The 23,385-nt window shown below is 59.3% G+C and carries 22 protein-coding genes; 16 read left to right on the top strand and 6 right to left on the bottom strand.

Annotated features, from left to right (window positions below):
• Window positions 1-36: 36 nt before the first annotated feature.
• The 4 genes from QP908_RS01175 to ypfJ form a co-directional block, all read right to left on the bottom strand.
• On the bottom strand, window positions 37-1,446 hold the full coding sequence (locus tag QP908_RS01175; RefSeq protein WP_284771480.1) for an L-serine ammonia-lyase: 1,410 nt from the start codon (window positions 1,444-1,446) through the stop codon (window positions 37-39).
• A 169-nt stretch (window positions 1,447-1,615) separates the two neighbouring features.
• The gene (locus QP908_RS01180) at window positions 1,616-2,284 is read right to left on the bottom strand and encodes an FMN reductase (RefSeq protein WP_284771481.1); all 669 of its coding nucleotides are present in this window, start codon (window positions 2,282-2,284) and stop codon (window positions 1,616-1,618) included.
• A gap of 3 nt (window positions 2,285-2,287) precedes the next feature.
• Window positions 2,288-3,400 carry an LLM class flavin-dependent oxidoreductase gene (locus QP908_RS01185; protein ID WP_284771482.1) on the bottom strand — a complete coding sequence of 371 codons (1,113 nt, stop codon included), beginning with the start codon at window positions 3,398-3,400 and terminating at the stop codon, window positions 2,288-2,290.
• 96 nt (window positions 3,401-3,496) lie between these two features.
• Window positions 3,497-4,366 carry a KPN_02809 family neutral zinc metallopeptidase gene (gene ypfJ / locus QP908_RS01190; protein WP_284771483.1) on the bottom strand — a complete coding sequence of 290 codons (870 nt, stop codon included), beginning with the start codon at window positions 4,364-4,366 and terminating at the stop codon, window positions 3,497-3,499.
• Between the two features lie 241 nt (window positions 4,367-4,607).
• Between ypfJ and aspS the strand changes: the two genes are divergently transcribed.
• From aspS to QP908_RS01270, 16 genes are all read left to right on the top strand, one after another.
• On the top strand, window positions 4,608-6,434 hold the full coding sequence (aspS, locus tag QP908_RS01195) for an aspartate--tRNA ligase (protein WP_023030669.1): 1,827 nt from the start codon (window positions 4,608-4,610) through the stop codon (window positions 6,432-6,434).
• Between the two features lie 125 nt (window positions 6,435-6,559).
• Window positions 6,560-7,774 carry a phosphotransferase family protein gene (locus QP908_RS01200; RefSeq protein WP_005279032.1) on the top strand — a complete coding sequence of 405 codons (1,215 nt, stop codon included), beginning with the start codon at window positions 6,560-6,562 and terminating at the stop codon, window positions 7,772-7,774.
• A gap of 31 nt (window positions 7,775-7,805) precedes the next feature.
• Window positions 7,806-9,191, top strand: a complete 1,386-nt coding sequence (locus QP908_RS01205; protein WP_284771484.1) for a replication-associated recombination protein A — start codon at window positions 7,806-7,808, stop codon at window positions 9,189-9,191.
• 127 nt (window positions 9,192-9,318) lie between these two features.
• The gene (gene alaS, locus QP908_RS01210) at window positions 9,319-12,003 is read left to right on the top strand and encodes an alanine--tRNA ligase (RefSeq protein WP_284771485.1); all 2,685 of its coding nucleotides are present in this window, start codon (window positions 9,319-9,321) and stop codon (window positions 12,001-12,003) included.
• 9 nt (window positions 12,004-12,012) lie between these two features.
• Window positions 12,013-12,564 carry a Holliday junction resolvase RuvX gene (gene ruvX, locus QP908_RS01215; RefSeq protein ID WP_284771486.1) on the top strand — a complete coding sequence of 184 codons (552 nt, stop codon included), beginning with the start codon at window positions 12,013-12,015 and terminating at the stop codon, window positions 12,562-12,564.
• 37 nt (window positions 12,565-12,601) lie between these two features.
• Window positions 12,602-13,795 (top strand): endolytic transglycosylase MltG, encoded by a 1,194-nt coding sequence (mltG, locus tag QP908_RS01220; protein ID WP_284771499.1) that lies wholly within the window; start codon window positions 12,602-12,604, stop codon window positions 13,793-13,795.
• Between the two features lie 35 nt (window positions 13,796-13,830).
• Window positions 13,831-14,649 (top strand): shikimate dehydrogenase, encoded by an 819-nt coding sequence (locus tag QP908_RS01225; protein ID WP_284771487.1) that lies wholly within the window; start codon window positions 13,831-13,833, stop codon window positions 14,647-14,649.
• A 71-nt stretch (window positions 14,650-14,720) separates the two neighbouring features.
• Window positions 14,721-15,122, top strand: coding sequence for a prepilin peptidase (locus tag QP908_RS01230; RefSeq protein ID WP_284771488.1), 402 nt, complete (start codon window positions 14,721-14,723; stop codon window positions 15,120-15,122).
• 61 nt (window positions 15,123-15,183) lie between these two features.
• Entirely contained in the window at window positions 15,184-16,395 is a 1,212-nt protein-coding gene (aroC, locus tag QP908_RS01235) for a chorismate synthase (RefSeq protein WP_284771489.1), read from the top strand.
• The gene (locus QP908_RS01240) at window positions 16,396-16,935 is read left to right on the top strand and encodes a shikimate kinase (RefSeq protein WP_278724120.1); all 540 of its coding nucleotides are present in this window, start codon (window positions 16,396-16,398) and stop codon (window positions 16,933-16,935) included.
• A gap of 55 nt (window positions 16,936-16,990) precedes the next feature.
• Window positions 16,991-18,061, top strand: coding sequence for a 3-dehydroquinate synthase (aroB, locus tag QP908_RS01245; RefSeq protein ID WP_284771490.1), 1,071 nt, complete (start codon window positions 16,991-16,993; stop codon window positions 18,059-18,061).
• A 2-nt stretch (window positions 18,062-18,063) separates the two neighbouring features.
• Complete coding sequence (gene aroQ, locus QP908_RS01250) at window positions 18,064-18,492, top strand: type II 3-dehydroquinate dehydratase (protein WP_284771491.1); 429 nt, start codon at window positions 18,064-18,066, stop codon at window positions 18,490-18,492.
• A 133-nt stretch (window positions 18,493-18,625) separates the two neighbouring features.
• Entirely contained in the window at window positions 18,626-19,732 is a 1,107-nt protein-coding gene (locus QP908_RS01255) for an aminopeptidase P family protein (RefSeq protein WP_284771492.1), read from the top strand.
• Window positions 19,733-19,871: 139 nt separating this feature from the next.
• Complete coding sequence (efp, locus tag QP908_RS01260) at window positions 19,872-20,435, top strand: elongation factor P (protein WP_023017433.1); 564 nt, start codon at window positions 19,872-19,874, stop codon at window positions 20,433-20,435.
• 9 nt (window positions 20,436-20,444) lie between these two features.
• Window positions 20,445-21,083: a transcription antitermination factor NusB gene (gene nusB, locus QP908_RS01265; protein ID WP_284771493.1), complete on the top strand. Its 639-nt coding sequence runs from the start codon at window positions 20,445-20,447 to the stop codon at window positions 21,081-21,083.
• Window positions 21,084-21,173: 90 nt separating this feature from the next.
• Window positions 21,174-22,028 carry a PPK2 family polyphosphate kinase gene (locus tag QP908_RS01270; protein WP_284771494.1) on the top strand — a complete coding sequence of 285 codons (855 nt, stop codon included), beginning with the start codon at window positions 21,174-21,176 and terminating at the stop codon, window positions 22,026-22,028.
• A gap of 134 nt (window positions 22,029-22,162) precedes the next feature.
• Here the strand turns inward: QP908_RS01270 and QP908_RS01275 are convergent, their stop codons facing one another.
• Window positions 22,163-22,684 (bottom strand): YbjN domain-containing protein, encoded by a 522-nt coding sequence (locus QP908_RS01275; protein WP_284771495.1) that lies wholly within the window; start codon window positions 22,682-22,684, stop codon window positions 22,163-22,165.
• A complete protein-coding gene (locus QP908_RS01280; RefSeq protein ID WP_005283185.1) occupies window positions 22,677-23,168 on the bottom strand; it encodes a YbjN domain-containing protein in 492 nt (163 codons plus the stop codon). Before QP908_RS01280 ends, QP908_RS01275 begins: the two co-directional genes overlap by 8 nt.
• Window positions 23,169-23,385: the final 217 nt, after the last annotated feature.

The following is a 23,385-nucleotide window of genomic DNA, read 5'->3' on the forward strand; positions in this document are numbered from 1 at the left end:
TTACTCGGTGCCGCCCTTTTATGTGCTTTTGACTGATTAGCACTCCACCTGGGAAACGCTAAAGCCCATCGTCTTGGCCAAGCCGCCGAGGGAGGTCTCCTTGTACTTGGAGAGCATATCGCGGCCCGTATCCGCCATGGTTTGTACGGCATTATCTAGGGTGACGTGGTGGGTGCCTTCACCCATCATCGCCATGCGGGCGGCGTTAATGGATTTCACCGCGCCGATGGCGTTGCGCTCAATACAGGGGATCTGCACTAATCCACCTACCGGGTCACAGGTAAGGCCGAGGTTGTGTTCAAGGGCGATCTCTGCCGCATTTTCTACCTGGGCAGGCGTTGCACCAAGGAGTGCTGCCATTCCCGCAGCGGACATGGACGAGGCGGAGCCGACTTCTCCCTGGCAGCCCACCTCGGCGCCGGAAATTGAGGCATTTTGTTTGATGATCATGCCGATTGCGCCGGCGGTGAGCAGGTAGCGGCGTGCGGATTCGCGGCAGAAGCCACCATGGAAATCGCGCGCATAGTGCAAGACTGCGGGAATGATGCCGCAGGCGCCGTTGGTGGGCGCGGTGATAACGCGGCCGCCCGCAGCGTTTTGCTCGTTGACCGCTAAGGCGAAGAGGTTGACCCATTCCATGGCGGAAAATCCAGAGTGTGGGTCATTTTTCTGCTCGAGCAGCTGCGCATACATCTTGGGGGCACGCCGCGGCACTCGGAGACCACCGGGCAAGAGGCCCTTGGTGGAAATGCCATCGGTCACGCATTCGCGCATGATGTCCCATACGAGGTCCAAGTGGCGCAGGACAAAATCCGCGCCGCCCTCGTCCTGATGAAGTACTTCCTCATTGGCGAGGACGATTTCCCAAATATCTTTGTCGTTGGCCTCGCAGAGGTTGAGCAGTTCTTCACCGGTGGTGAACTCATAAGGCACGGTATCTTCTACGGTTGCTGCGGCAACGCCGGCGGGTACCTCGTGGCTATCGGCCATCTCCGCGTCTAACTCTTTGCGGGAGAGGATGAAGCCACCGCCGACGGAGAAGTACTGCTCGTCTTCAGCCAAGATAGTGCCATCAGCATCCCAGGCCTTGAAGATCATGCCGTTGGGGTGCTGGGGCAGTGGCTCGTTCTCAAAGGCAATTTCGTAGTCGACGGAGCCGGACGGGCCGGAGATGTTGCCTTCACTGGGGATTATGCCGCCGGCTTGTGGCTCGGCATCGATGGGAACGGTCAGCGGCTCCCAACCGGCGAGTCCCAGAATGACGGCGCGGTCGGAGGCGTGGCCGCGCCCAGTGGCGGCAAGCGAACCGCGCAGCTCCGCGGAGACGCGGGCGGGATGGGTATCGAGGGATTCTAGAAATTGCTTCGCGGCGCGCATCGGCCCAACCGTGTGTGAGGAGGAGGGACCAATGCCGATGGCGAAAATGTCAGTAACGCTAATAGTCATGGTGAAAGCCTTAAGAAACCTTTCTTGGTAGCAAGAGAGTTATCAGTCCAAGAGCATGAAAAAGAGATTTTCTCAGGCGCGGGGATTCAAGTGGAACATTTCTAAAATTCAAGCGTAGAGAAATATGTGACATGTATCAATTTTAGAATATGCGATAGGTATTGCGGCGCTAGTGCTTTCCGTCGTATTGGGACAAAATTTCCTCGAAAGGCAGAAATTCCTCGTCCACTCCGATCCCAGTGGGGCGGGAATGGGGTCCGGGCTTAGGGGCATCGGCAAGCCCGGCGACCCGATCCGTTGGGCGGATCATCTGATCTGCAAGCTGGGTGGCGGCGCGCTCGATGCGGCTGCGAATGCGCGCGCCCTCGGCGGTGCCCAGATCTTCTGTTGCCTGGAAAATGCCGGTGGGAACGACGTGGGCGTGCAGGTAATTCAATAGGGGGCGCAGCGCATAGTCCAAGATGAGCGCGTGGCGCGGTGAACCGCCCGTAGCGGCAACGATGGTAGGCAGTTCCTCCAAGGCGTGCGAATCCAGAACATCAAAAAACATCTTGAACAGCCCGGAGTAGCTTCCTTGGAACGCGGGCGTGACGGCAATAAAGCCATCGGCCGTAGACAGCAGCTCTTTCGCTTCATCCAAGTGGGGCGTCGGGGCCGCCCAATTGGTCATGGCCGTGGCCAATTCAGAAGCAAGGGTGCGCACCTCAATGATGTGGGTGTTCACGCCTTCACCGCGTGCGGAAATCTTTGCCTCGGTGGCTTCTGCAATAGTCTCAGCTAATTGCCGGGTAGATGATGGCTCCGATAGCCCGGCCGTGAGGACAACCAAAGATCGCATTGTTTAGTCCTCCTTTCCAGGGCTTACGCGAAAGTGTGGGGAATCTGGGTGCTGCTTGAGCGTGGCATGCGTTGGTGGGTCTGAGGGTACATGGTCTGGTCGCCGCTGCTCAAAGCGTCGGCGGAGCTCTGGGACGACTTGAGTGCCAAGAATTTCTATCTGCTTGAGCACCACTTCTTGCGGCAGGCCCGCGTGATCGATGAGGAAGAGCTGGCGTTGGTAATCGCCCACGTAGTCCGCAAATTTCAGGGTGCGCTCAATAACCTGCTCTGCGGTACCCACGGTCAGCGGGGTGTAGTCAGTAAACTCCTCCAGGCTAGGCCCGTGCCCGTACACGGGTGCGTTATCGAAGTACGGGCGGAAGAACTTCTTGGCTTCCTCTTCAGTATCGCCAATGAATACCTGGCCGCCGAGACCCACGATGGCTTGGTCGGCCTGACCGTGGCCATAGGAGGCGAAGCGGCGCCGGTACATGGTGACCATCTTGGCCGTGTGTTCCTGATTCCAGAAAATATTATTGTGGAAGAACCCGTCGCCATAATAGGCCGCTTGTTCTGCAATCTGTGTAGAGCGAATTGAGCCGTGCCATACAAACGGCGGGACGCCATCGAGGGGCGCCGGGGTAGAGGTAAACGCCTGCAACGGGGTGCGGAATTTGCCCTCCCAGTTGACGCTATTTTCGCGCCACAGGCGGCGCAGCAAGTGGTAATTTTCCACGGCCAAGGGGATGCCTTGGCGGATATCTTTGCCAAACCACGGGTAGACGGGGCCGGTATTGCCGCGTCCCATCATCAGGTCCACACGGCCGCCGGAAAGGTGCTGCAAAAAGGCGTAATCTTCCGCGATCTTTACCGGGTCATTGGTGGTAATTAGCGTCGTGGAGGTAGAAAGCTGCAGGCGCTTAGTCTGCGCCGCAATATAGGCCAGGTGGGTCGTCGGGGAGGAGGGGACGAAGGGCGGGTTGTGGTGCTCGCCTGTGGCAAAGACATCGAGGCCCACTTCTTCCGCCTTGAGCGCGATTTCCGTAATATTGCGGATTCGCTCCGCCTCTGACGGGGTTTCGCCCGTCGTTGGATCGGTGGTCACATCTCCGACCGTGAAAATGCCAAATTGCATGGTGTCCCTTTCTACGTACCTATAATCATAGTACGTGACATGTCAACAACGTGGGAGGGGAGATTGTTCCCAAACGAGTAAAGAGGGGGACGGGAATTAGCTGTAGACCCCGCGCCCCAAGGTGTCGCACTCAGCCATCCGGCCGGAATTATAACCAGCAAGGAAAGCCCGCTGGCGTTGCTCGGAGGAGCCGTGCGTCCACGCATCGGGTTGGACCTGCCCGGTGGAACGCCGCTGGATATTATCGTCGCCCACAGCCTGCGCCGCGGTGACTGCGTCAGCGACCTGCTGCTGGGAAATCGGTTCCAGCAGCGCATCCTCGCCCTTATCTGCATGAGAAGCCCAAATACCTGCGTAGCAATCTGCCTGGAGCTCGATCTTTACCGCATTGGAATCCGCGCCGGGGTCGTTATAGTCAGATAGCTGCAGCGTGCCCTCGAGCTGCTGAATGTGGTGGCCAAACTCGTGGGCGACGATGTACATCTGCGCGAATGGGGCATTGTGCGCGCCGTAGTTGCTCAGGGAATCGAAAAAGGTGGTATCGAAATACGCCGATTGGTCGGCGGGGCAATAAAAGGGACCCGTGGCTGAAGAGGCGGTGCCGCAACCGGAATTGGTGGAGCCATTAAAAATCACCCGGCCAGGGTTGGTGTATTCGATGCCGGCTTGCTCGGGCAGCTCGGCGGTCCAGACGTTATCCACGCTCATGGCGGTAAACATGACCCGGCAGTCATCGTATTTATTGCCGTCTTCTGCCGTTTGGCAGTGATCGAAGGCAGAATCATCGGCACCGGAGTGGGACTGCTCATTGCCCAGGAGGGCGCCAATATCGGAGGGGTTTCCTCCCAATAAGAGGTAGAGCCCGACGAGCATGACGGAGCCGATGCCGCCGCCTAAAGCGAGGCCGCCGCCACCGCCGGAGGTTGCGCGCTGGCCATCGAAATCGGCACCAGATTTAAACGTCATGCCTAAATAGTGCCACACCTTTTCGGCGTCTTCAGTGCGTACCGGCCACATTTATGCGCGGTACTGGCAGCGGCGTCCGGTTCGCACCCATGCCTAGTGCCTTAAATGGACTTAATAGGAGAAGAAACGGCGATGGGATGTAGAATTGGCCAAGTTCCTAGTCTTGTGCTTGGTTGGGCGCGCGCTGTTTACGCGTGGCTGGACCCGCAAGTAACTCCATTTCAGAAGGGATTGAATTATAGTGCTGCGTACCCATTTGGCCGGTGAGCTCCGCAAAGAACTGGCAGAAGAGACCGTAACCCTAACCGGTTGGGTGTCTCGTCGCCGTGACCACGGCGGCGTGATCTTCATTGACCTGCGCGATCGTTCCGGCATTGCCCAGGTGGTCTTCCGCGAATCCGATGTGGCAGAGCGCGCCCACGACCTGCGTTCGGAATACTGCGTCAAGGTAACCGGCGTAGTGGAACCGCGCCCAGAAGGCTCCGAAAACCCGAACCTGCCTTCCGGAGACATCGAGGTCAACGTCACCGACCTGGAGGTGCTCAACAAATCCGCAGCGCTGCCCTTCCAGGTAGATGATCCTTCCGCCTCTGGCGAGGTAGGCGAGGAGACCCGCCTGAAGTACCGCTACTTGGATCTGCGCCGCGAGCGCCAGGCAAAGGCCCTGCGCCTGCGCTCCGCTGCCAACCGCGCGGCCCGCAACGTGCTGGATAAGCACGATTTCGCCGAAATCGAAACCCCTACCTTGACCCGCTCCACCCCTGAGGGCGCCCGCGACTTTTTGGTCCCTGCCCGCCTGAAGCCGGGCTCCTGGTACGCGCTGCCGCAGTCGCCGCAGCTGTTCAAGCAGCTGCTGATGGTGGCGGGCATGGAGCGCTATTACCAGATCGCGCGGTGCTACCGCGATGAGGACTTCCGCGCCGACCGCCAGCCGGAATTTACCCAGCTAGACGTGGAGATGTCCTTCGTGGATCAAGACGATGTCATTGCGCTTGGTGAAGAGATTGTCAAAGAGCTGTGGAAGCTCATCGGCTATGACATTCAGACCCCGATCCCGCGCATGACCTATGCCGATGCCATGAAGTACTACGGCTCCGATAAGCCGGATCTGCGCTTCGACATCAAGATCGTCGAGTGCACGGAGTTCTTCAAGGACACTACCTTCCGCGTCTTCCAGAACGAATACGTCGGCGCCGTAGTCATGGACGGCGGTGCTTCGCAGCCGCGCCGCCAGTTTGATGCATGGCAGGACTGGGCCAAGCAGCGCGGCGCCAAGGGCCTTGCCTACATCACCGTTGCAGAAGATGGCACTTTGGGCGGGCCAGTAGCCAAGAACATCACCGACGCGGAGCGCGAGGGCATCGCCGAGCACGTGGGCGCAAAGCCTGGTGACGCCATCTTCTTCGCCGCCGGCGATACCAAGTCTTCCCGCGCGCTGCTGGGTGCGGCCCGCGGTGAAATCGCCAAGAAGCTCGACCTCATCAAGGAAGGTGACTGGGCCTTTACCTGGGTCGTTGACGCCCCGCTCTTTGAGCCTTCTGCCGATGCCACCGCTTCCGGCGACGTGGCCTTGGGCCACTCCAAGTGGACCGCGGTGCACCACGCTTTTACCTCGCCGAAGCCGGAGTGGATCGATTCCTTCGACGAGAACCCGGGCGAGGCCACGGCCTACGCTTATGACATCGTCTGCAACGGCAACGAGATCGGCGGCGGTTCTATCCGTATCCACCAAGAAGATGTGCAAAAGCGTGTCTTCGAGGTCATGGGCATCGGCGATGAGGAAGCACAAGAAAAGTTCGGCTTCTTGCTTGACGCTTTCTCCTACGGCGCACCTCCACACGGCGGCATCGCCTTTGGCTGGGACCGCATCGTGTCCCTCTTGGGCGGCTTTGACTCCATCCGCGACGTCATTGCCTTCCCGAAGTCCGGTGGCGGCGTGGATCCGCTTACCGATGCCCCCGCGCCCATCCCTGCCGCACAGCGCAAGGAGACCGGCGTGGATTTCAAGCCGGAGAAGAAAAAGAACGGCGAAGAGGCTAAGGCCGCGAAATCAGAGCAGGAGAACTAGCTCTTAGGCTCGCTATCACGACACCATTTTTAGGGTAAGCGGGGCGCGCGTCCTCGCCGCAGCGGAAACTTGTGCGGCGAGGGTGTAGCCCCCGCTTTGTGTTGGCGGGCATACTGGATAGAACTATGGTTGATACACAGACAGTGCTTTCGGCCGATGAGGTCATTGGTGCCGCATCGGAAATGTTGTCGCGCCGCTTTGGTGGCACGCCGGAAATGTCAGACATTGAGGATCTAGGCGGATCCGGCAATGCTTTAGTCCTGCGCGCGAAGGTTGCCCCTAGCGCCTTTTTGCCGCATCGCTCTGTGGTCATCAAATACAATCCGGTCACCGGCTACGGCGTGGATGACGCGGCAATGCTGCGCGAGGTCGTGGCCTATCAATTCACCACCGCCTTAGCAGAAGACGTGCGCCCAGGGCCGGTGCTGCTTGCGCATGATTTAGACCGGCGCATCATCGTCCTGACGGATTTGGGGGAGGCCGAGACCCTTGCGGATGTGCTCTTAGAATCCGGCGATGAGGATCGCATTCGGATCCTGCGCTCCTTGGGCACGGCATTGGGGCATATCCACGTAGGCACCGCGGATCATGAGCAGGATTTCGAGACCCTGCTCAACCGCACCTTGCGGCATAACCCGGAATACGCCGATCACCAATCTGTGCGCGATCAGTCCCTGTATCGCTCCATCGGCATCGGGCTGAGCCTGCTTGATGAGGCGGGGCTTGAAGCCCCCGAAAGCTTCCGCAGTTTAGCCGATCAAGCCGCTGAATCCCTCGCCTCCGGCAAGGATAGGGCCTTTACTCCCTTCGATTTATCGCCGGATAACATCATCGTCTCCAAGCGCCTGCACTTCTTGGACTATGAATGGGCCGGTTTTAGGAACGTGGGCTTTGACGTCGCGTGCGTTATCGCGGGCTTCCCGCAGTTCCTGTTTTCTAAGCCAATTACGGATAAGGAAGCAGATATATTCCTCGCCGCATGGTCGCGCGAGGTATCTGAGGTGTGGCCGCGCTTTGCCGACGAAGACGAACTGCACGGGCTTATCGTCGCTTCCCTCATTGGCTGGGCCTTGTCGAGCGTGACCACGATGCACGCTGGCGGAATTGAGGGACTGGTTGCCCTTGCTAGCGGTGACGCGGAGATTGTCCATGACCCAAAGCGTTCGATCCTGCGCCCGCCGGAAAGCGGCCCTTTTAATGAGGACGAGCTATTGGTGCGCCAAGATTTGTACGAAACCTTTGACGCGCTCGCGCGCTACGCCGCCCAATGCGGGACCGCACCGTGCACGTCCATCGCGGAGTTTGGCACCATCGTTGCCCGCCGCGTCCACGACGAATAATCACTACACCTTTCTGGGGAGCTAAAACCACATGAGCCAGGATTCTCTCTTCGGCGCCTCTCCCAATGCCGGTGGCACTATGGGCGGCGAAGGCTCGCCATCGTCTTTTCCCACAGCCAATCTCTTTGCCACGCACTCCGGTTCGCCCTTGGCCGCTCGCATGCGCCCACAGACTCTAGAAGAGGTCGTGGGCCAGGACCACCTCCTTGCCCCCGGCAAGCCGCTGCGCCGCTTGGTCGAGGGGTCCGGCGAGGCTTCGGTCATTTTGTATGGGCCGCCGGGTACTGGCAAGACGACGATTGCCTCGCTGATAGCCAGCCAGATGGGCCAAAACTTCGTCGGCCTCTCCGCCCTTGACTCAGGGGTGAAGCAGGTGCGCGAAGTCATTACCCACGCCCGGCAGGAACTCATCCACGGCCGCCGAACGGTCCTTTTCATCGATGAGGTGCACCGTTTCTCCAAAACCCAACAAGACGCCTTGCTGGCGGCGGTTGAAAACCGGACGGTCCTGCTGGTTGCAGCGACGACCGAAAACCCATCCTTCTCGGTCGTCTCGCCGCTTCTTTCCCGCTCGCTGCTTTTGCAGTTGCACTCGCTGAGCGAGGAGGATCTTAAGGGCGTAGCCCGCCGCGCGTTAGACAGCGATCGGGGGCTAGGCGAGCGCGAGCTAAGCATTACTGATGAGGCGCTCAACCAGCTTGTCGTGCTCTCTGGTGGCGATGCCCGGCGCAGCCTGACCTACCTCGAGGCGGCCGCGGAAGCAGTCGACGATGGCGGCGAGATCACCGCGGCCACGATTACGGATAACGTGAATCGGGCGGTGGTGCGCTATGACCGTGACGGCGATCAGCACTACGACGTGACTTCTGCGTTCATCAAGTCCATCCGCGGCTCCGATGTCGATGCCGCGCTGCACTACCTAGCGCGCATGGTGGAAGCCGGCGAAGATCCCCGGTTTATCGCCCGCCGCCTGATGGTTCACGCCTCAGAAGATATTGGCATGGCAGATCCCACCGCCTTGCAAGTCGCCGTTGCCGCTGCAGAGGCGGCGCAACTGATCGGCTTGCCAGAAGCGCGCATCCCACTGGCGCAGGCAACGATTCACTTGGCGACGGCGCCGAAATCTCCGTCCGTCATCGCTGCTATTACTAAGGCGCAGGCCGATGTCGCGGCCGGCAAGGTGGGCCACGTGCCGCCGCACCTGCGTGATGGGCACTATGAGGGCGCCAAGCGGCTGGGAAATGCCACGGGGTATTCCTATCCCCACGATGACCCGCGCGGGGTAGTGGAGCAGCAATACCTGCCCGATGAGCTCGAGGGCACCGTATATTATGAGCCCACCGAGCACGGTGCGGAAAAGCGAATCTTTGACTATATTGGCCGTTTGCGCAGGATACTTCGCGGCAAGCGCCGCTAAGTGCGAACCGGCTCGACCGGTTTTGGCCCCACCGATGGGCACAGCCTGCCTACCTGTAGGTAAAGTTGGGTGGGTTAGAAAGCTTCTTGATGGAAGATAAAAGCTTAGACAGTTAGGATTATTGCTCGTGAAGACTCATGAGATCCGGGAACGGTTTACCCAGCACTTCGTCAATTCTGGTCACGAGGTTGTCCCCAGCGCCTCTTTGATCCTGGATGACCCTAACCTGCTTTTCGTTAACGCGGGCATGGTGCCCTTCAAGCCCTATTTCTTGGGCCAGCAGACCCCACCATTTTCGCAAGGCCTTGCCACCTCTATCCAGAAGTGCGTGCGCACCTTGGATATCGAGGAGGTGGGCATTACCACCCGCCACAACACCTTCTTCCAAATGGCGGGCAACTTCTCCTTTGGTCAGTATTTCAAGGAAGGCGCCATTTCCAATGCATGGAACCTGCTGACCAAAGACGTAGAAGACGGCGGGTTTGGCCTGGATCCGGAGCGCCTGTGGGTCACCGTGTACCTCGATGATGATGAGGCAGCGGAAATCTGGCGCGATAAGATCGGCGTGCCAGAAGAGCGCATCCAGCGCCTAGGCATGGAAGATAACTACTGGTCCATGGGCGTGCCGGGGCCGTGTGGCCCCTGCTCGGAAATCTATTACGATCGCGGCCCCGAATACGGCAAGGACGGCGGCCCGATTGCGGACGATAACCGTTACATGGAGATCTGGAACCTCGTGTTCATGCAAAATGAGCGCGGCGAGGGAACCGGAAAGGGCGATTTTGAGATCGTCGGCGAGCTGCCGAAGAAAAACATCGATACCGGCTTGGGCATCGAGCGCGTCGCCTGCCTCTTGCAGGGTGTAGACAACGTTTACGAGACCGACCTGCTGCGCCCGGTCATTGACGTCGCCGAGGAGCTTACCGGCGCCACCTACGGCGAGAAGGCAACGCAGCAGGAAAATATCCGCTTCCGCGTGGTGGCTGACCACTCCCGCACCGGCATGATGCTCATCTTGGATGGTGTTACCCCAGGAAACGAGGGTAGGGGCTATATCCTGCGCCGCTTGCTGCGCCGCATCATTCGCTCAGCAAAGCTGCTGGGTGCCGAGGGCGCTACCATGGAGCGCTTCATGAATACCGTCATGGATACCATGACCCCGTCCTATCCAGAGATTGCGGATAACCGCGAGCGAATCCTGCGCGTGGCCATCAACGAGGAAAAGGCGTTTTTGAAGACGCTGGAGTCTGGCACCAAGCTTTTCGATGAAGCCGTGGAGGACCTGCGCTCCACCCACCGCGCCAAGACCCAAAAGGTGCTCTCCGGTGACAAGGCCTTCGAGCTGCACGATACCTACGGTTTCCCCATCGACCTCACCCTGGAAATGGCGCAAGAGGCCGGCCTTGACGTGGACATGGACGGCTTTAATGCCGCCATGGGCGAGCAGCGCCGCCGCGCCAAGGCCGATAACCAGGCCAAGAAGCACGGTCACACCGACCTCTCCTTGTACCGCGACTGGGTGGATAATAACCCCACCGTATTCACCGGCTATGAGGAACTGGTCTCGGGTGCCAACGTCATCGGGCTGGTCAAAGATGGCCAAAAGGTCAACGAGGTACACGAGGGCGATGAGGTTGAGGTCATTTTGGACCACTCGCCGCTCTACGCTGAGTCCGGTGGACAGATGGCTGACCGCGGCCGCATTTCCGCGGGCGAATCCCTCTTGGAGGTCAATGACGTCCAGAAGATTGGCAAGAAGCTGTGGGTACACAAGGCTTCCGTTACCGCCGGTGGGCTCGACCTGGGCATGTCCGTTGAGGCTTCCGTAGATGAGAAGTGGCGCCACGGTGCGACCCAGGCCCACTCGGCTACCCACCTCATCCACGCGGCCCTGCGGCAGGTGCTGGGACCCACCGCAGTGCAGGCGGGCTCCCTGAACCGCCCGGGCTACCTGCGCTTTGACTTCAACTACACCGAGCAGTTGAGCCAGGAACAAATGGAAGAAATCGCGCTTATTACCAACCAGGCGATCGATTCCAATATGGCCGTCAACACCATTGAGACCTCGCTGGAAGAGGCCAAGGCGATGGGCGCCATGGCCCTGTTCGGTGAAAACTACGGCAACCAGGTGCGCGTGGTGGAAATCGGCGGACCATTTTCCATCGAGCTCTGCGGCGGTACCCACGTGGGTTCCTCGGCAGAAATTGGACTGGTTTCCGTGCTTGGCGAGTCCTCGGTGGGCTCCGGCGCCCGCCGCATTGAGGCCTACTCCGGCATGGATGCCTTCCGGTACTACTCCAAGGAAACCGCGCTGGTAGAGGGCGTATCCCGCGAGCTAAAGGTGCAGTCTGAGGAACTTCCGGAGCGGATTTCGCAGCTTTCGGAGCGGCTCAAGGCGGCCGAAAAGGAAATTGAGGGCCTGCGCAAGGCGCAACTGACCGCGCGCGCCTCTGAAATCATCGACTCGGCTACCGAGGTCAATGGCATCAAGACCATTACGCTCCAGCTTCCCGATGGCACCTCGGGCGGCGACCTGCGGACCGTGGCCACCGATATCCGCAACCGCATGAAGGATACGGCCGCGGTCATCGTGCTCGGCGCGGTGGATAAGGGCAAGTTCCCGTTCATTGCCGCCGCTACGGGCAAGGCGGTGGACGAGGGCGTGAAAGCTGGGGACATCGTCAAGCGCCTTGGCGAATACGTCAACGGCCGCGGCGGCGGCAAGCCAGACATGGCGCAGGGCTCTGGTACCGCGCCGGAAGGTGCGCAGCGGGGCTTTGAGGCCGTCAAGGATCTGTTGCAGTCGCGATAAGGATTCATTGTGGCAAAGGTTGAACCAGATTCCCCCGGAGTGGATGACCCAGGCGAGGGCCGCCGATTAGCACTCGACGTGGGCACAGTGCGAATTGGCGTCGCGGCATCCAACCGCGAGGCCACCCTCGCTACCCCTGTGGAAACCGTTCCCAGGAAGACCGGCTTCAAAGACCGCGATCAAGAAGACATTGATCGAATTCTCGAGCTTATTGAGGCATATTCCGCGGTAGAAGTCATTGTTGGTTTGCCGCGTGATTTACACGGAAATGGGTCAAAAAGTGTAAAACACGCGAAAGAAATTGCGTTTCGGATTCGACGCCGCTTGAATCAAGATGAAAATATAGATAAAGTTCCACCACCAGTACGCTTGGCTGATGAACGTTTGACGACGGTAGCGGCAACCACCGCGCTGCGCGCGTCCGGCGTGTCCGAAAAGAAGGGCAGAAAAATCATTGACCAAGCTGCAGCGGTGGAAATACTACAGTCCTGGCTGGATGGGCGTGCTAACGCGCTCCGCTCGGATGATGCAGTAGCCCAGCCTTCAAACTCAGGAGACTAAACACGTGAGCCGTAACCAACAACGCCTCGGGCGATCGATGGATGATAAGTACGTCAAGCGGCGCCAGCGCGGCATCGCCGTGGTGGTCGCATCCGTCATCGTCATTCTAGGAGCTCTGATCTACATCGGAGTACGCATCGGCACTTCTTCGGCCGACTACGAAGGGGCCGGAAACGGCACCACGCAATTGGTGGAGGTCCCCGAAGGATCCTCCATGTCCGAGCTGGGACCCACGCTCGTGGAAAAGAATGTGGTCAAGACCCAAGAGGCATTCGACTCCGCGGCATCGATGAACCACAGCGCCAGCCAGATTCAACCTGGCTTCTACCGGCTGCAAGAAGAAATGAGCGCGGCGAATGCGGTAGAGGCGTTGCTTGATGAAAACAACCGCGTGGACATGCTTGAGGTTCAAGGCGGTGCGACCTTGGAGGACGTCAAGGTCGTCGGCGGTGACGTGCGCTTCGGTATCTACTCCTTGATTTCCCAAGTCAGCTGCGATGACGGCAATTGCTTGGAGAAGGAAGAGCTGGAAAAGGCGGCGGCAGAAACCGATCCTAAGGAGCTCGGCGCACCGGATTGGGCACTGGATGCCATTAAGAAACGCGGCAATGACCCGAAGCGTATTGAGGGCCTTATTGCCCCTGGCCAGTACGTTCTGGACCCGAATATGAGCGCCAAGGACATCCTGAAGGATCTCATTACCCGCTCTGCCAAGCGTTATGAGGAAACCGATATCGAAAACCGCGCCAAGGCCATTGGGCTTTCGCCGTACGAGCTTTTGACCTCTGCCTCCTTGGTGGAGCGTGAGGCACCCGCCGGCGAATTCGACAAGGTAGCCCGCGTTATCCTGAACCGCTTGGACGAGCCCATGCGCCTCGAGTTCGACTCCACCGTGAACTACGGTCTGGAGGATGTCGAGCTGGCCACCACCGATGAGGCGCGTGGTGAGAAGACTCCGTGGAATACCTACGCTAAGGAAGGCCTTCCGGATACCCCGATTTCCTCGCCTTCTGATGAGGCAATCCGCGCGATGGAAGAACCTGCCGATGGTAACTGGAAGTTCTTCGTCACCGTGGATAAGGACGGCACCACCGTGTTCTCCGATACCTACGATGAGCACCTGGACCGTGTGGACGATGCTATCCGCTCCGGCGTCCTTGACTCTCAGCGCGAGGGTGAGGGAGCAGGAGCCGGCAACGGCGATGCCGCCTCGGACCAACCGGCTGAGTAGGCACTAGGCCGCAGCCAGAAAGGTAGACGCTCTCCATGCCGCGCGCCGCAGTACTCGGTAGCCCCATCGCACACTCGTTATCGCCTATCCTGCACAACGCGGGGTATACCGCAGTGGGGCTCAAGGAGTGGTCCTATACCCGCTTTGAGGTGACGGCCGATACCCTTGCCCCATTCTTGGAAGAATGCGGCCCCGAGTACCGCGGCTTTTCCGTGACCATGCCCGGTAAGTTCGCCGCGCTCGAGGTAGCAGAGGAACAAAGTGATAGGGCACGGCTTATCGGGTCCGCCAATACCTTGGTGCGCACCGAACATGGGTGGCGCGCGGATAATACCGATACCGAGGGCGTGCGCGGCGCCCTGCAAGAACTCATTGGGCTCCGCCCAGTCTCCCAGGCGCTTATCATCGGCGCGGGCGGAACCTCCCGCCCGGCGCTGTGGGCGCTGGCAGAACGCGGGATCGATCAGGTCACCATCTTGAACCGTTCCAACCGCCAAGCGGAGCTGCAGCCCTTGGCCGAGCGGCTCGGGCTCAATTTGCAGTATGCAACCTTTGACGATGACCTCGAGGACCTTTCCCGCTCCGCGGATTTGATTATTTCCACCGTGCCTTCGGCTGCGTTGGAGGATTATCGCTTCCAGCTTGCCCACGCCCCAGTGCTCGATGTGATCTATCACCCGTGGCCTACGACGCTCGCCGCCTGCGCCGCCGCGAATGGCTACTTCACCGTGGGTGGGCACGTCATGCTGGCGCATCAAGCGTTTAGCCAATTTGAGCAATTCACCGGGCTTTCCGCACCGCGCGAAGAAATGGTCGCGGCCCTGCAGGAAGAGCTTCGCCTGCGCAACCTCTAAGCACGCTGGGGATACGCCCATGTGCGCCGCCTTGCCATGAAGAGTGGCAAAGCGGCGCTTAGCCTTATGCCATGGGGATTTTCGGGGGAATACTTTATGGCCTGTGGGCAGCCGCCTTGTGCTGGTGGGATATTCGCGAGCGGCGCTTGCCCGATGCACTGACCATCCCCGTTGGGGTGTTATCGGTCACCTTTGCCACTTGGGGTGGGTTAGCCTGGCCATTGCTATACCTCCTAGTGGCGCTTTGTGGCGCCGGCATCGGCGGGGGAGATATTAAATTGGCCCTGCCGCTGGGCATGCTCGTTAGTGCCACGGCAGGCCCACTGGGGGTTATTATCGCCTGCGGCGGTTCCGCTGTACTCACGCTGCTCGCAAGCGGCATCGCGCGGGCCAAGGGCGGTGTGCCCCACGGGCCCTCGATGGTGCTATCGGCTGGGCTGGTTATGGCCGCGTATCCCCTCTTTGAGGGGTGAGGCGAATATATTGGGGTGCCTAGTTGCTCCGTGTGCATAGGTGCCGTGCGATAATACCCGCATGCTTCGTTGGACTACCGCTGGTGAATCCCACGGCCAGGCACTTATCTCCATGGTGGAGCACATGCCGGCCGGAGTACCCATTACCCGTGCTGAGATTTCTCATCAGCTGGCGCGGCGCCGCCTAGGATATGGCCGCGGTGCGCGCATGAAGTTCGAGGCCGATGAGGTTACGCTGCTCGGCGGCGTCCGCCATGGGCTGACGATTGGTAGCCCGATTGCCATCATGATCGGCAATACTGAATGGCCGAAATGGACCACCGTCATGTCCGCAGATCCCATCGATATGGAGGATGAGGACGTAGCAAAGGCGATGAATTCGGGCCGAGGTGCGCCCTTGCAGCGTCCGCGCCCAGGCCACGCCGATTTTGCGGGCATGGTGAAATATAACCACAGCGAGGCCCGACCCATCTTGGAGCGTTCTTCTGCGCGCGAGACCGCTGCGCGGGTTGCCGCCGCGACCGTAGCGCGGAACTTCCTGCGGGAAACGTTGGGCGTTGAGGTCTTTTCCCACGTGATTTCTATCGGCGCATCGCAGCCCTATGCCGGTCCTTCCCCCAGTTTTGCGGATATCGAGGACATCGATAACTCTCCGGTGCGCGCCTTTGGTAAGGATGCCGAATCTTCGATGATTTCAGAGATCGAAGCCGCAAAGAAGCAGGGAGATACCTTGGGCGGCATCGTCGAGGTAATCGTCGATGGCCTCCCCATTGGCCTCGGCTCACACATCTCGGGCGATGACCGCTTGGACGCACAGCTGGCTGGAGCATTGATGGGTATTCAGGCCATCAAGGGCGTAGAAATCGGCGATGGCTTCGATGAAGCGCGTCGACGCGGCTCCGAAGCCCACGATGAGATGGTCCGCACCGAGGATGGCGTAACTCGCCTGAGCAACCGGGCCGGCGGCTTGGAAGGCGGCATGACTAACGGGCAGCAATTGCGGGTCCGCGCCGCTATGAAACCGATTTCCACGGTGCCGCGCGCCTTGCAGACGATCGATATGGAAACCGGTGCCGATGCCACCGCAATTCACCAGCGCTCAGATGTTTGCGCCGTTCCGGCAGCAGGAGTTGTGGCTGAGGCCATGGTCTCACTCGTGCTAGCGCGCGCAGTTTTAGATAAATTTGGCGGGGATAGCTTGAGCGAGACCTGCCGTGCCATTGCTGCATATGAAGAATACGTTTCGCAGCGACTCGCCTTTAACCAGGAGTAAATGATGACAACGCCAACCGATGTAACGGGACAGCCACATCCTTGCGTCGTTTTGATTGGCCCGCCCGGGGCGGGAAAGTCCACGATTGGCCGCCGGCTTTCGCATGCGCTGAATTGCGATCTGGTGGATTCGGATCACCTAATTGAAATGGCCGAGGGAAAACCCTGCGGCGAGGTCTTTAGTGAGAAAGGCGAACCGGCGTTTCGCGAGCTCGAGGCCGAACATGTCGCTGAAGCCTTGCAGAAGGGTGGGGTAGTAAGCCTGGGCGGCGGCGCGGTGATGACGGCCTCCACGCGCGAGCTTCTGGAGCGCCACACCGTCGTCTTCCTCGATATTTCCGCAGAAGAAGGCGCGCGCCGCACGGCCGGCGACCGCAATCGCCCGGTGCTGGCGGCGGATAACCCGGTTGAACATTACCGGTCAATCGTGGAAACGCGCAGGCCTTTCTATCTTGAGGTGGCCGATTTTCGCGTACGCACGGATACTCGCTCCCCGCAGCAGGTCGTGGGCGATATCCTGGGCTTTTTAGAAACCCTCTAGCCGGGAACCCCACCCGCATCCCTGCAGGTTATCGCTGCGTAGAAAGGACAGTCCAATGCTCACCATCGCCGTTAACGGACCGAGCCCGTATGAGGTCCGCATCGGAGCGGGTCTTAGCGAAGATATCGCGCGGCGTTGTGCGGACACGGGTGCCGATAAGGCGGCGGTCATCTTCCAGCCTGCCCTGCGTACCGCCGCAGAAGAACTCGCGAAATCCGTAGAAGCGCAGGGCGTCACCCCCGTCTTGTGCGAGGTGCCGGATGCTGAGGCGGCCAAGCAACTGAGCGTGGTGGGAAACGTGTGGGACCGCCTTGGTGAGGCGGGTTTTAGCCGCAGCGATGTCGTCATCGGTGTAGGCGGCGGGGCAACTACGGATATGGCAGGCTTTGTCGCCGCCGGATGGATGCGCGGCATTAAGGTCATTCAGGTTCCTACGACCCTTCTCGCCATGGTTGATGCCGCGGTGGGCGGGAAAACCGGAATCAATACGAAGGTCGGGAAGAACCTCGTCGGCGCCTTCCACGAGCCGGATTCTGTATTCGTCGATCTGGAACGCCTAGACACCCTCCCACAGGCAGAAATCGTGGCTGGTTCCGCAGAGATCATTAAGACCGGGTTCATTCATGATCCGGTCATCGTGGAACGCTACGTGGAAAATCCAGGTGCTTGCCTTGACCCACGCGGTGTCCTGCCGGAATTGATTGAGCGTTCCATCGCGGTGAAGGCAGCGGTGGTGGGAGAAGACCTCAAGGAAGCCGGGCTGCGCGAGACCCTTAATTATGGGCATACCTTTGGCCACGCCATAGAAAGGCAAGAAAACTATGCGTGGCGCCACGGCAATGCGGTAGCCGTAGGCATGATGTTCATTGCCCACCTTTCCCACCAGCGAGGCCTGATAGATGCGGAACTCGTGGAATTGCACCGCAGCATCCTGACCAATATCGGCCTGCCTACGGCGTATCAACCCGGGAAATTCGCGGAATTATATGAGGCGATGACCCACGATAAGAAAAACCGCGACGGGAAGATCCGCTTCGTGGCGCTGACCGGAATCGGTGCGACGACGCGGATAGAGGGCCCCACGCGCGAAGAACTAGAAGCGGCGTATGCCGCCATTACGGAGTAGATATGAAAATCGTTGTTCTCAATGGCCCGAACTTAAATAGGTTGGGCAAGCGCCAACCGGACGTCTATGGTTCCACGACGCTAAGTGATGTCGAAGAACTGGTTTCCAAGCGTGCCGAGAAGCACGGGGCAGAGGTCGAGTTTTTCCAGTCGAATTTTGAAGGCGAGCTCATTGAGAAGGTCCACGAGGCCGCCGATGCCGGAAGTGCAGTCATCATTAACCCAGGTGGGCTGACGCATACCTCCGTTGCTCTGCGCGACGCCCTGGCAGAGATTGCCGATGGCGCCGGCTTCGTGGAGGTGCATATCTCCAACGTGCACGCCCGGGAGGAGTTTAGGCACCATTCTTATTTGAGCCCCATTGCCCGCGGCGTCGTCGCCGGTTTGGGAGTCTTTGGGTACTGCGCCGCGGTGGACTATCTATGCCAATAATCACCGGCCAGACCGATGCCCCTCGGGCGCAGATGGAAAGAAGGCATCGAACCTAGCCACCTGTGCCGCGGAAATAGTTATAGTGGAAGAATAAATTTTTAAGCTTCACTACGTTCCCGCAAAGGATGATTTTATGGCACTTGCAGATACCCGTTTCAGTGACCGCCGCCGGAAGCTAGCCGCCGAATTAGCCGGTCAGCGCATTGATGCGGTATTGGTAACCCACTTGATCCACGTCCGGTACCTGTCCGGATTTTCCGGTTCCAACGGCGGGATGCTGCTGCGCAAGGATCTCTCCGCGTTGATGGCTACCGATGGCCGCTATACCACCCAGATTGCCCAGGAAGTTCCGGATCTTGAGGCGGTCGAGGGCCGTTCTGTGGGCAAGGTGCTCCTACAGCAATTCGACAAGGATGAGACCCCGGTTCGCGTCGGCTTCGAAGCCGACTACATGTCCGTGTCGGAACTGGAAGATCTGAAGGATTCCGCACCGGATGGGGTCACCTTGGTGCCGATTTCTGGAATCATCGAGGACATCCGCATCACGAAGGATCCGGTAGAGCTAGAAAAGCTGGAGGAGATCGCGGCGCTTGCTAACCAGGCCTTGGAAGACCTTCTTGCCGCCGGCGAGCTGCGGGCGGGTCGCACGGAACGCGAAGTTGCCGCCGATCTGGAATTCCGCATGCGCATCCTAGGTTCCGAGCGAGTGAGCTTCGATACCATCGTGGCCTCTGGCCCGAACTCTGCCATGCCACACCACGGCGCGGACGATCGCGTGATCGAGGATGGGGACTTGGTTACCATCGATTTTGGCGCTCACCTGCGCGGATTTAACTCTGACTGCACCCGCACCTATGTCGTGGGTATGGCAAACGACTTTGCCAAGGAGATCTACGATGTGGTGCTGCGCGCCCAGCAGGCCGGCGTCGAGGCTGCGGTAGCGGGCACGTCGCTTTCCGATGTCGACGCCGCCTGCCGCAACGTTATCGCCGATGCCGGATACGGCGACTACTTCGTCCACTCCACCGGGCACGGCGTGGGCTTGGACGTGCATGAAGCACCCTTTGCCGCCACGACCGGTAAGGGCGAGCTGGCGCCAGGGATGACGCTGACCATCGAACCGGGCGTGTATGTGCCGGGCAAGGGCGGCGTGCGCATCGAAGATACGCTGATTATTACCGATGGAGCCCCGAAGATCATTACCGCCGCCTCCAAGGACTTTACTGAGCTGCCCGCATAGGTAGGCTTGGCCCCTGCGGCTCCTCCCTTTCTTGGGAAGAGATTTTAGGGGGTACCGGTGGCCTGCGGGTGCGGGCTATCCGGTAGGCTTATACTTTGCTTTCAACCTTTCAACCACAATATTCGGGAGTTTAACCGCAATGGCTGATACTACTGATTTCAAGAACGGACTCGTTCTCAAGATTGACAACAAGCTGATGCAGATCACCGAGTTTCAGCATGTTAAGCCGGGCAAGGGCCCAGCATTCGTGCGCACCAAGCTGAAGGACGTCGTCTCCGGAAAGACCGTGGACAAGACCTGGAACTCGGGTGTCAAGGTAGAAACCGCCACGGTGGACCGCCGCGACATGACCTACCTGTACAACGACGGCACCAGCTATGTCGTCATGGATGAAAAGACCTTCGAGCAGTTTGAGCTTTCGCCGGATAAGTTCGGCGATGCCGCACGTTTCCTGCTGGAAAACATGCGCGTGCAGGTCTCCTTCTACGAGGATGAGGCATTGTTCGCGGAGCTTCCTATCTCCGTCGACCTCAAGGTAGAGCACACCGAGCCAGGCCTGCAGGGTGACCGTTCCTCCGGCGGCACCAAGCCCGCCACGCTCGAGACCGGCGCCGAGATCCAGGTCCCGCTGTTCATTGAAATCGGCAATGTACTAAAGATCGATACCCGCACCGGCGAGTACCTGTCCCGCGTCAACAACTAGGGCCTTATCTTGTCTGATAACACTGCTAAGCGGGATATCAATCATAAACGGCATACCGCGCGCTACCGGGCGCGCCGGCGCGCAGCGGATATCCTCTATGAAGCGGAGAACCGGGACGTCGATCCCGTCGCCATTGTTGAGGATCGCGTTGCTTTGGCGCGCGAGGATCGCCACGCTGTAGCGCCCATCGCGGACTACACCAAGGTCATCGTCCAAGGCGTAGCAGAAGAGCTAGACGCTATCGATGACACGATCTCGCGTTACCTTTCCCAGAATTGGGAGTTGCACCGCATCCCCGCCGTCGACCGCGCTATCCTGCGCCTTTCGGTCTGGGAGCTATTGTTTAATCCGGATGTTCCCACCGCGACGGCCGTCGTGGAGGGCGTGGAGCTGGCCTCGCAGTATTCCCACGATCAAGCCGCACCGTATATCCACGCGGTCTTGGATGACGTCGCGCAATCTCGTTCCGAGCTAAGCCCGATGAATAACGGCGGCGATGAGGAAGAAAGCGACGCCGCGGGATCCGAAGACTCCCATGCGGACCCTGCGGCTTCGACGCACGCAGAGGCGCCAGGGGAGTCAGAGGAGCCCGAAGAGTCAGCCCCGGCTGCGGAAGCGGAAGCAGACGCGGAAGAGGAAAACTCCTAAATCAAACCGTTCCCCGTCTCCCGCTGCGCTATGCCGCGGGAGACAGCCGGTTCGCACGGCCCCAACCGTGGCGTTTGTACAATGATTGCCATGGGTAAATTTAAGATCAAAGATGCGCTCGACCTCCGCGCCGGAAAGACCTTTCAGCTTGCCGATGTCGATCCCACGGCGACTCCAGGATTCGATGGCTCAAAGTCTGACTTAGAAGACCGCTTCAAACACTATGACGATGAGCTCTATGATTTGCAGGAGCGCCTTTTTGCTAATGGCAGGGCGCATGCCGATGATGCACCCTCGCTTTTAGTAGTCCTGCAAGGAATGGATACCTCCGGCAAAGGCGGGGCCATTCGCCATGTCTTTTCCGTCTTTGATCCGCAGGGCACGAAGACCGTCGGTTTTGGCAAGCCGACGGAAGAGGAAATGAAACACGATTTCCTGTGGCGCATCCGCAAACACGATCCGGTTCCTGGGCAAGTCGTGGCCTTTGACCGGTCCCACTACGAAGACGTGCTGATTCAACGCGTGCACGAGTGGGTGGATGAGGAAGAGATCGACCGCCGCTTTGAGGCGATTCGTGAGTATGAGCAAGAGCTCGCCGGAAAGCGGGTAAAGATCTTGAAGGTCTTTTTGCACATCTCGCCGGAGTTCCAAAAGGAAAACCTCATTGAGCGGACCGAGCGCGAGGATAAGTACTGGAAGTACGATCCTTCAGATCTTGAAGAGCGCGGCTATTGGAATAAATACATGGCGGCCTATGAGGATGCCATCCGCCGGACGGATGAGCTTTGGGCGCCGTGGTTTGTTATCCCCACGGATAATAAGAAATACGCGCGCATGGCCTTGAAGTACCTCATTGTTGATGCACTGCGGCACCTGAACCTGTCGTGGCCTGCGCCCGAATTCGATCCGGAGGCAGAAAAGCAGCGCATCCTCGACGCGGACTAGGCACTAGCCGCGGCGCCTAGAGCCCAAGAGGGCAAGGCGCCCCAAAAATCCCCGCACCGTCGCCGCGCCCTAGCACGCGAATGCGCGAGGCGGGGCGAAACAAGTGCGGGGGAGAAGGCCATAGGTAAGGCGGCTTAAGCGTTGTCGGACGGCGTGGAGTTTTCCTCGCTGCCGTTTCCGGCCTTCGCAGCGGTTTCAGATCCGAGCTTGGCCATTTCCTCGGCGGCAGACACCATGGCGTCCTGGCCGTTGATGACGGCGTCGACGGCCTTCTTCAAAGCGGTGGTAAGCTGCTCATCGGTCATTCCGGCGGCGGCGGGAATATCGCGCTCGGTGCGGACGACGAGCATATCGTCGTGCTCAGAAATAACGGCTCGCGCGCCGAATGCGACAGAGTTGATCTGGTTGGCAGCGAGGAAGAGCCCGGCATCGGCCTTGGAGAACGAGGCATCGGTTGGCACGTCGCAGCGCACGATGATAACGGAATCCAAGACCGCAAACATGGTGGGCAGGCCATTGAGGTTGGCGGTGGCGGCGTCGATTTCGCCTTCCACCTTGGTTAGCTCAATATCGAAGGTGCCCATGGCAGCAACGACGCGGTCCAGATCGACCTCGGGCAAATTGTTTTCGGTAGATGCGGTGGATGCATTAGTCATGGTTATGCTCCTCCCAGGTGACAAGCTGTGGGTAGTGCTCTTCAACAAAAGCCATGGACTGCAGCATGGAGTCCAAGGTGGACATCACGAAGGCACCGATCTGGTTGCGGGACAGGCCATGGGAAATGTTGATTTCGCGCACGCCGGAGACGGCCAGATTATTTTCGGACGATTCAAAAAAGCGCAGGGTCGGCGCGAAGTGCTGTTGGTTCCACTTGTTGAGAACCATGAGCAGTTGTGGGCCCTCCGAGGCTGGGGCATTACCGCGCCAGACGGAGTCCGCCACGAGGACATCGTCACGCACCTGCAGGGCAATAGCGATATTGGAAAAGCCGGTGCGCAGGATCTTTACCGTTTCACCTTCGCCGACGGTCTGTTCTTCTACGCGGTACTCGAGCTTTTCGGAGTCAAAAATCTCACCGATGCGCTCGAGGGTGACATCCTCAATGGGCGTATCGGGATACAGGGTTGGTTCTTCAGACACGTAAGTAGTCTCAATCCATGTACTAATCGGGGATAATGGTCAACCCTTTCTAGTTTACCTAACTACACCGGCGCTTTCTGGCAAGTGAGGATTGCGGCAGGTCTTGTTCACAGTCCGGCACGCGGACCGAAGTACGTGACTGGGGTTGCCCGCAAATCGTGGACACGTAGTAGAGCTACCTAGCGGTTAGGCAGCGATTTTTTCTTCGTTTCTGGTT

The sequence above is a fragment of the Corynebacterium sp. MSK204 genome (genome assembly GCF_030229885.1).
Classification (GTDB): domain Bacteria; phylum Actinomycetota; class Actinomycetes; order Mycobacteriales; family Mycobacteriaceae; genus Corynebacterium.

Excerpts from the sequence above, each read along its gene's own strand:
- ypfJ (WP_284771483.1), bottom strand. The coding sequence starts at position 4,366 with ATGACGTTTAAATCTGGTGCCGATTTCGATGGCCAGCGCGCAACCTCC.
- efp (WP_023017433.1), top strand. The coding sequence starts at position 19,872 with ATGGCTGATACTACTGATTTCAAGAACGGACTCGTTCTCAAGATTGAC.
- QP908_RS01205 (WP_284771484.1), top strand. The coding sequence starts at position 7,806 with ATGAGCCAGGATTCTCTCTTCGGCGCCTCTCCCAATGCCGGTGGCACT.
- QP908_RS01175 (WP_284771480.1), bottom strand. The coding sequence starts at position 1,446 with ATGACTATTAGCGTTACTGACATTTTCGCCATCGGCATTGGTCCCTCC.
- QP908_RS01180 (WP_284771481.1), bottom strand. The coding sequence starts at position 2,284 with ATGCGATCTTTGGTTGTCCTCACGGCCGGGCTATCGGAGCCATCATCT.
- QP908_RS01240 (WP_278724120.1), top strand. The coding sequence starts at position 16,396 with ATGATGACAACGCCAACCGATGTAACGGGACAGCCACATCCTTGCGTC.
- QP908_RS01230 (WP_284771488.1), top strand. The coding sequence starts at position 14,721 with ATGGGGATTTTCGGGGGAATACTTTATGGCCTGTGGGCAGCCGCCTTG.
- QP908_RS01200 (WP_005279032.1), top strand. The coding sequence starts at position 6,560 with ATGGTTGATACACAGACAGTGCTTTCGGCCGATGAGGTCATTGGTGCC.
- QP908_RS01255 (WP_284771492.1), top strand. The coding sequence starts at position 18,626 with ATGGCACTTGCAGATACCCGTTTCAGTGACCGCCGCCGGAAGCTAGCC.
- QP908_RS01270 (WP_284771494.1), top strand. The coding sequence starts at position 21,174 with ATGGGTAAATTTAAGATCAAAGATGCGCTCGACCTCCGCGCCGGAAAG.
- aroB (WP_284771490.1), top strand. The coding sequence starts at position 16,991 with ATGCTCACCATCGCCGTTAACGGACCGAGCCCGTATGAGGTCCGCATC.
- mltG (WP_284771499.1), top strand. The coding sequence starts at position 12,602 with ATGGATGATAAGTACGTCAAGCGGCGCCAGCGCGGCATCGCCGTGGTG.
- aroC (WP_284771489.1), top strand. The coding sequence starts at position 15,184 with ATGCTTCGTTGGACTACCGCTGGTGAATCCCACGGCCAGGCACTTATC.
- QP908_RS01225 (WP_284771487.1), top strand. The coding sequence starts at position 13,831 with ATGCCGCGCGCCGCAGTACTCGGTAGCCCCATCGCACACTCGTTATCG.
- QP908_RS01185 (WP_284771482.1), bottom strand. The coding sequence starts at position 3,400 with ATGCAATTTGGCATTTTCACGGTCGGAGATGTGACCACCGATCCAACG.
- aroQ (WP_284771491.1), top strand. The coding sequence starts at position 18,064 with ATGAAAATCGTTGTTCTCAATGGCCCGAACTTAAATAGGTTGGGCAAG.
- QP908_RS01275 (WP_284771495.1), bottom strand. The coding sequence starts at position 22,684 with ATGACTAATGCATCCACCGCATCTACCGAAAACAATTTGCCCGAGGTC.